Origin of the sequence: Streptomyces sp. CoH27, assembly GCF_020181035.1 — a bacterium.
Taxonomy (GTDB): Bacteria; Actinomycetota; Actinomycetes; order Streptomycetales; family Streptomycetaceae; genus Streptomyces; species Streptomyces camelliae.
Window position 1 is genome coordinate 135,191 of record NZ_JAIQYY010000018.1, and the last position, 7,366, is coordinate 142,556.

General features: G+C 72.7%; 7 protein-coding genes. 1 reads left to right on the forward strand and 6 read right to left on the reverse strand.

The window, feature by feature from the left end; translation table 11 throughout:
- Positions 1-3 precede the first annotated feature (3 nt).
- Positions 4-585 carry a TetR family transcriptional regulator gene (locus tag LE548_RS28890; protein WP_225099889.1) on the reverse strand — a complete coding sequence of 194 codons (582 nt, stop codon included), beginning with the start codon at positions 583-585 and terminating at the stop codon, positions 4-6.
- A gap of 160 nt (positions 586-745) precedes the next feature.
- Between LE548_RS28890 and LE548_RS28895 the strand changes: the two genes are divergently transcribed.
- Complete coding sequence (locus LE548_RS28895) at positions 746-1,969, forward strand: MFS transporter (protein ID WP_225099890.1); 1,224 nt, start codon at positions 746-748, stop codon at positions 1,967-1,969.
- A gap of 104 nt (positions 1,970-2,073) precedes the next feature.
- Here LE548_RS28895 and LE548_RS28900 read toward each other — a convergent pair whose 3' ends face one another.
- From LE548_RS28900 to LE548_RS28920, 5 genes are all read right to left on the reverse strand, one after another.
- The gene (locus LE548_RS28900; protein WP_225099891.1) at positions 2,074-3,729 is read right to left on the reverse strand and encodes a long-chain fatty acid--CoA ligase; all 1,656 of its coding nucleotides are present in this window, start codon (positions 3,727-3,729) and stop codon (positions 2,074-2,076) included.
- 132 nt (positions 3,730-3,861) lie between these two features.
- Complete coding sequence (locus LE548_RS28905; RefSeq protein WP_225099892.1) at positions 3,862-4,455, reverse strand: SigE family RNA polymerase sigma factor; 594 nt, start codon at positions 4,453-4,455, stop codon at positions 3,862-3,864.
- A gap of 165 nt (positions 4,456-4,620) precedes the next feature.
- Positions 4,621-5,787, reverse strand: a complete 1,167-nt coding sequence (locus LE548_RS28910; protein ID WP_225099893.1) for a lipid-transfer protein — start codon at positions 5,785-5,787, stop codon at positions 4,621-4,623.
- Complete coding sequence (locus LE548_RS28915; protein WP_225099894.1) at positions 5,784-6,203, reverse strand: MaoC family dehydratase; 420 nt, start codon at positions 6,201-6,203, stop codon at positions 5,784-5,786. The genes LE548_RS28910 and LE548_RS28915 overlap by 4 nt, the downstream gene beginning before the upstream one ends.
- 1 nt (position 6,204) lies before the next feature.
- Positions 6,205-7,254 (reverse strand): bifunctional MaoC family dehydratase N-terminal/OB-fold nucleic acid binding domain-containing protein, encoded by a 1,050-nt coding sequence (locus LE548_RS28920; RefSeq protein WP_225099895.1) that lies wholly within the window; start codon positions 7,252-7,254, stop codon positions 6,205-6,207.
- Positions 7,255-7,366: the final 112 nt, after the last annotated feature.

Here is a 7,366-nt window from a genome sequence, read left to right on the forward strand (position 1 = left end):
GTACTACCGCGCGACGATCCTGCGGGCCGCCTCCTTGATGGAGGCCCGCAGGCGGTCGCGGTCGGTGTCCTGGGCGCCCGTGACGATGCGGCGCATCTGCGGGACCACGGCCATCCAGTTGACCACGGCGGTGATCAGGAGCAGCAGGTCGCCGGCCGGGATCGCATCGGTGATCACGCCCCGGGCCTGGCCGTCGGTGAGGGCGGCGACCTTGCGGGCGTAGTGGTCCTGGCGGACCGGCTCGTCGGGCAGCTCGGCGGTGCCGTATTCGAGGCCCTCCCAGAACAGCAGGCGGAGGAACTCGGGGTGGGTGGCGTGGTAGTCGAGCAGGCGGTCGACCCAGCCGTCGACGTCGTCCGGGTCGACCGGGACGGCCGCTGCCAGGTCGGTCATGGACCGGCTGAGGACGTGGGTGAACAGCTCCGCCTTGTTGCCGTAGTAGGCGTAGATCAGCTGCTTGTTGGCCTTGGCCTCGGCGGCGATGCGGTCGATCCGGGCGCCCGCGATGCCGTGCCGGGCGAACTCGGTGACCGCCGCGTCGAAGATGCGGGCCTTGGTGGCCTCGGGGTCCCTCACTGCTGCCATGGGGACAGGGTAGGGCCGGGCCCCACAGGTAACCAACTGTTTGGTTGACGGGGAATGCGGGAGCGGTGCAGACTGTTGCGGTCAATCAACCAACCAGTTGGTTGTCAGGTGGGCCACCAGTCGCCCATCACCTCCCAGGCTTCGAGGAGTGCCCCCGCTCATGCCGTCAGTGACCAGCACCCGCCCGGACCAGCAGGTCCGGGTACCCCGGGCAGATGACCGCCAGGGCCCGGCGCCCGTCCGCTCCGGCGGGCTGTTCCTGCTGCTCATCGCCGTCTGCACCGCCGTCACGGCCGCCAACATCTATCTCGCGGCCCCGCTGCTCCCCCTGATCGCCCACGACTTCGGCACGGTCCCCTCGGCCGTGACCTGGATCGCCTCGGTCGCCCAGTTCGGCTACGCGGCCGGGCTGCTCTTCTTCGCCCCGCTCGGCGACCGCGTCAACCGGCGTCCGCTCGTCGCCGCCCTGTCCGTGGCCACCGCGGTGGCGCTGATCGGCGCGGCCGTGTCGCCGGGCACGGCCGCCCTCGCCGCCGCCGTGTTCGTTGCCGCCGCCGCGACCGTCGTACCGCAGCTGCTGGTCCCGCTGGTCGCCGAGCGCGCCCCCGCCGGGCGGCGCGCCCGGCATGTCGCGGCCGTCATCGCCGGGCTGTTCACCGGGATCGTGGCCGCCCGCGTGGTCGGCGGGCTGGCCGGGCAGGCCTTCGGCTGGCGCTGGGTGTTCGCTGGGTCTGCCGTACTGACCCTCGCGCTCGGCCTCACCACCGCCCTCGCCCTGCCCGCGGAGCGGCGTGCCCGGGAGGGCGGGCTGTTCGCCGGGATCGCCGAGATACCCGGGCTGCTGCGCCGCTCGCCCGAGCTGTGGCGGGCGTGCCTGCGCCAGGCGGGGATGTTCGGTGCGTGGAGCGCGCTGTGGACCTCGCTCGCGCTGCTGCTGACCGGCCCGTCCTACGGCCTGTCGACCGCGACCGCCGGGCTCTTCGGCCTCTTCGGTCTGACCTCCACCGCGGTGGCCCCGGTGGCCGGCGGTCTGGTGGACCGTTTCGGTGCCGCGCGGGTCGTGGGCGGCGCGTATCTGCTGGCGGCCGTCTCCGTGCCGCTGTTCTGGCTCGGCGGGCATGTCCTCGTGGCGCTGTTCGCCGCCGCGGTCACGATCCATGCCGCGCTGGTCGCCTCGCACGTGGCCAACCAGACCCTGGCCCTGACCACGACCGCCAGCCCGGCCACCGCCAACACCGCCTACGTCGTCTCCGGCTTCGCCGGCGGCGCCCTCGCCTCGGCCGCCGCAGGCTCCGCCTTCGGCCACTGGGGCTGGGCCGGGGTGTGCGCGGTGGCGGGGGTGTGGCTGGTGCTGGGGTGGGGGGCGACGATGCGGCGGCGGTAGGGCGGGGAGGCCGGGCAAGGCAGCCGATCCCACCCGGCGTACGACGGCACCGCCGGGCCCGGGCGGGGATGGCCGATCCCGCCCGGCCTACGGCACCACCGTGCTCAGATGTGGGTGATGTCCAGCTCGCCGGACGCGTACTGCCTGCGCAGCACCTTCTTGTCGAACTTGCCCACACTCGTCTTCGGCACCGCCGCCACGACCGTCCAGCGCTCGGGGAGCTGCCACCTGGCGATGTGGGCCTCCTCGGCGAGGAAGGTGCGCAGGGTCGTGAAGTCGGCGGTCGCGCCCTCCTTGAGGACGACCGTGGCCAGCGGGCGCTCGCCCCACTTGTCGTCGGGCACGGCGACCACCGCGGCCTCGGCGACCTCCGGGTGGGACATCAGCGCGTTCTCCAGCTCCACCGAGGAGATCCACTCGCCGCCGGACTTGATGACGTCCTTGGCGCGGTCGGTGAGGGTGAGGAAGCCGTCGGGGGAGATGGTGCCGACGTCACCGGTCTTCAGCCAGCCGTCGGTGCTGAACTTGTCGGCGGGGCGCAGCGGTTCGGCGTCCGGGCCGTTGTAGTAGGCGCCCGCGATCCAGGGGCCGCGCACCTCCAGCTCGCCCGCCGACTCGCCGTCCCAGGGCAGGCGTTCGCCACCGGGGCCGGTGAGCCGGGCCTCGACGCCGGCCGGGAAGCGGCCCTGAGTGAGGCGGTAGGCGAACTCCTCCTCGGTGCCGACCGCGTGGGCCGGGGGCCGGGAGACCGTGCCGAGCGGGGACGTCTCCGTCATGCCCCAGGCGTGGCAGACGCGCATGCCGAGCTTGTCGAAGGCCGTCATGAGGGAGGGCGGGCAGGCGGAGCCGCCGATGGTGACCTGGGTGAGGGAGGAGACGTCCCGGGGGCGGGCGGTCAGCTCGGCGAGCAGGCCCTGCCAGATGGTGGGCACGGCGGCGGCGTGCGTCGGCCGCTCCCGCTCGATCATCTCGGCGAGCGGCGCGGGCTGGAGGAAACGGTCCGGCATCAGCAGGTTCACGCCGGTCATGAACGTGGCGTGCGGCAGGCCCCAGGCGTTGACGTGGAACTGGGGGACGACGACCAGCGAGGTGTCCTGGTCGGTCAGGCCCATCGACTGGGTCATGTTGACCTGCATGGAGTGCAGGTAGATCGAACGATGGCTGTACACCACGCCCTTGGGGTCGCCCGTGGTGCCGGAGGTGTAGCACATGGCGGCGGCCTGGCGCTCGTCCAGCTCCGGCCAGTCGTACGTCGTCGGCCGGCCGGCGATCAGCTCCTCGTACTCGTGCACCCGCGCCGTGGCACCGGCGAGCGGGGAGCGGTCACCCGGGCCGGAGACGACGATGTGCTCGACGGTCGGCAGCTGGGGCAGCAGCGGCGCGAGCAGCGGGATCAGCGAGCCGTTGACGATGACGACCTTGTCGGCGGCGTGGTTGACGATCCACACCAGCTGCTCGGCGGGCAGCCGCAGATTGAGCGTGTGCAGCACCGCGCCCATGGACGGGACCGCGAAGTAGGCCTCCACATGCTCGGCGTTGTTCCACATCAACGTGGCGACCCTGTCGTCGCCCCGGACGCCGAGTTCGTCCCGCAGGGCGTTCGCCAGCTGTACGGCACGTACCCCCGCCTCGGCGAAACTGCGCCGCTGCGGTTCCGCCTCTCCCGTCCAGGTGGTGATCTGGGACCGCCCGTGCACCAGGACCCCGTGCACGAGGATGCGGGTCACGGTCAGCGGTACGTCCTGCATGGTGCTCAGCACGGCGGTCCTCCCAAGGCGGCGTTGCCCTGTGCGGCAGAAAGGGTTGGGCAGATTCTGCTCACATACCGCGCGGTATGTCACTAGGGGGTACGTCACCAAGCCGCCGGGAACTCGACCGGGAGGGTCCGATCGCTAGCGGACCAGGCCCAGCTCGGGATCCTCGCGGAGCTTGCCGAGGGCACGCGACACCGCCGACTTCACCGTGCCCACCGACACACCGAGCACCTCGGCGGTCTGGGCCTCGCTGAGGTCCTCGTAGTACCGCAGGACGACCATCGCCCGCTGCCGCGCCGGCAGCTTCATGATCGCCCGCCACACGGCGTCGTGCAGCGCCTGCCGCTCGGCCGGGTCGTCGTCGCCGGGCACCGGCTCCGGCTCGGGCAGCTCGTCGCAGGAGAACTCGTCGACCTTGCGCTTGCGCCACTGCGAGGTCCGGGTGTTCAGCAGTGCCCGGCGCACATAGCCGTCCAGCGCGCGCTGGTCCTCGATCCGGTCCCAGGCCACATAGGTCTTGGCCAGCGCGGTCTGCAGCAGGTCCTCGGCGTCGCTCGGGTTCGCGGTCAGTGAGCGCGCGGTGCGCAGCAGGACCGGCTGGCGGGCCCTGACGTACGACGCGAACGACGGGTAGGCGGGGGCCGTGCCGCTCGGCCGCACACGGGCGTGGGGGAGGGTCTGTCCCGCTGGTGCGGCGGCGGCCGAGGCGCTGGTGCAGACGGGTGTGGTCATGGCTCCACGCTAGGAGCGGGACCCGCCCCGGGGGATCGCCCGCAGGTCCCGAAGCGACGTCCCCCTCAGGTTGTAGGGGTGGGGCAGGCTCCACCTCCTCCAGGTGGAGTACGCATACACCTCGACTGAGGGTCGACCCTGAGTAGAGGGCGCGGGGGCGGGGCCTCAGCCGTCCGCCGTCAGGAGCAGTCCGGATGTCGGCACCCCGGTGCCGGCCGTCACCAGGGTCCGGGACGCCCCCGCTATCTGGTTCACCGCCGTGCCCCGCAGCTGGCGTACCGCCTCCGCCATCCCGTTCATCCCGTGCAGATACGCCTCCCCCAGCTGGCCCCCGTGCGTGTTGAGCGGCAGCCGCTCCTCGGCGACAAAACCGGCCGCCTCCCCCTTCCCGCAGAACCCGAACTCCTCCAGCTGCATCAGCACGAACGGCGTGAAGTGGTCGTACAGGATCGCCACGTCGATGTCGGCCGGGCCGAGACCGCCGGTCCGCCACAGCCGGCGCGCCACCACGCCCATCTCGGGCAGACCGGTCAGGTCGTCCCGGTAGAAGCTGGTCATCTGCTCCTGCGCCCGCCCGGCGCCCTGCGCGGCCGCTGCGATCACGGCCGGGGGATGCCGCAGATCCCGGGCCCGCTCCACGGAGGTGACGACGACCGCCTGCCCGCCGTCGGTCTCCTGGCAGCAGTCCAGCAGCCGCAGCGGCTCCACGATCCAGCGGGACGCGGCATGCTCGGCGAGGGTGATCGGGCGGCCGTGGAAGTACGCCGCCGGGTTGGTCGCCGCGTGTTTGCGGTCCACCACGGCCACATGCCCGAACACCTCCGGCGTCAGCCCGTACGCGTGCAGGTACCGCTGGGCCGCCATCGCCACCCAGGAGGCCGGGGTGAGCAGCCCGAACGGCAGTACCCAGCCGAGCGCGGCGCCCTCCGCCGACGGCTCCCGGTGCTGGACGCCCGCGCCGAATCTGCGGCCCGACCGCTCGTTGAAGGCGCGGTAGCAGACCACCACCTCCGCCACGCCCGTCGCCACCGCGAGCGCCGCCTGCAGGACCGTCGCGCAGGCCGCGCCGCCGCCGTAGTGGACCCGGGAGAAGAAGGACAGCTCGCCCATCCCGCAGGCCTGGGCCACGGTGATCTCCGGGTTGGTGTCCATCGTGAACGTCACCATCCCGTCCACGTCGGCCGGCGCCAGCCCCGCGTCGTCCAGCGCAGCCCGCACCGCCTCCACGGCCAGCCGCAGCTCACTGCGCCCGGAGTCCTTGGAGAACTCGGTGGCCCCGATCCCGGCGATCGCCGCGCGGCCGCCCAGGGTGTCCCGTGTCCGCGGGCTCATGACGCGCCCCCACGGGGGACGGTGAGCGTCGCCGTCCCGGTCACATGCCGGCCGATGCCGTTGGCACCGACGACCCGCACGGTCACGGTCATCGTGTCGCCGTCGGCCGCTGCGACGACCTCCTCGATCCGGCCCGTCAACACCATCGTGTCCCCCGGGTAGTTGGGCGCCCCGAGCCGGATGGCGACCTTGCGGAGCACCGCCGTCGGCCCGAAGTGGTCCGTGAGATATCTGCCGACCAGTCCGTTCGTCGTCAGGATGTTCATGAAGACGTCCGGCGAACCCTTCCGCCGGGCCAGCTCCGCGTCGTGGTGCACGTCCTGGTAGTCGCGGGACGCGATCGCCCCGGCCACGATCAGCGTGCGGGTGACCGGGATCTCCAGCGGCGGCACCGCGGCCCCCACGGTGACGTCCATGTCAGCCCTCGCCCTCGACGACCCGGAACACCGGCAGGACCAGTGCGCCCTCGTCGTCCTCGTGCCTGCGGAACTCCACCCGGACCGGCAGCCCGATGCGCACCTTGTCGTACGGCACCCCGACCACGTTGCTCACCATCCGCACGCCCTCGGCCAGTTCGATGAGTCCGACCGCATAGGGCCCCGCCGCGCCCGCCGTCCGGTCGGCCCCGGACTCGGACCCGGACCCGGACCCGGACTCGGACCCGGACCCGGGCTCGGACCCGGATCCGGGCTCGGACCCGGACGCGGACCCGGACTCGGGCTCGGTGAAGGCCGGGAAGGGCGGATGGTGCATGACCACGTACGAATAGACCGTGCCCGCGCCGCTCGCCTCGACCGTGTCCCACTCCAGACAGCCGCACGCGTTGCAGCCCGGCAGCCAGGGGTGCCGCAGGGTGCCGCAGTCCGTGCACCGCTGGATCAGCAGCCGGTGCCCGGCCACGCCGTCCCAGAACCCGGCGTTGTCCCGGTTGACCACCGGACGGGGCCGCCGGGGGCGCGCAGCGGGCGGTGTGCGGCGCGCGGGGGCGTACTTGAGGATGCGAAAGCGGTGCGTACCCACCAGCTCGCCCGCCGCCCGGACGTCGGTGCGGGTCGTCACGAAGTAGCCCGTGCCCAGCTTCGTCGTCTTCCGGTCCGACACCGCCTCGATCACCGTGTCGAAGGCGACCTCGTCACCGGGCCGCAGCGGGCGCAGATACTCCTGCTCGCAGTCGGTCGCGACCACCGAGGTGCAGCCCGCCTCGTCGAGCAGCGTGAGCAGCTCGTCGTACGCGCCCGTGCGCCCCGTGTGCCCCGACAGGCCGCCCATGGTCCACGCCTGGAGCATGGTGGGCGGGGCGATGGCGTCCGGACCCTCGTACGCCGGGTTGGTGTCGCCCATCGCCTCGCACCAGTGGCGGATCATGGGCAGGTTCACCGGGTCCTTGCCCACACCGGCGACGGCGGCCGGCTGCCCTTCGTACACCTTGAGCCGCACGCCCAGTTCATCGGCTTCCGGATCCTTCACGGTTTCTGACTGTCCGTCAGATATGGACCGGTGTCAAGGTCGGCAACTCGACGCCCTCGGACCGGCCGGATGTCCGGGCGGCCGGCCGGCCGGAAAAACGCCGACGCGGCGG

Bases quoted from the DNA above. Each gene is read 5' to 3' on its own strand.
- LE548_RS28905 (WP_225099892.1), bottom strand. From the start codon at position 4,455: ATGACCACACCCGTCTGCACCAGCGCCTCGGCCGCCGCCGCACCAGCG.
- LE548_RS28910 (WP_225099893.1), bottom strand. From the start codon at position 5,787: ATGAGCCCGCGGACACGGGACACCCTGGGCGGCCGCGCGGCGATCGCC.
- LE548_RS28895 (WP_225099890.1), top strand. From the start codon at position 746: ATGCCGTCAGTGACCAGCACCCGCCCGGACCAGCAGGTCCGGGTACCC.
- LE548_RS28915 (WP_225099894.1), bottom strand. From the start codon at position 6,203: ATGGACGTCACCGTGGGGGCCGCGGTGCCGCCGCTGGAGATCCCGGTC.
- LE548_RS28890 (WP_225099889.1), bottom strand. From the start codon at position 585: ATGGCAGCAGTGAGGGACCCCGAGGCCACCAAGGCCCGCATCTTCGAC.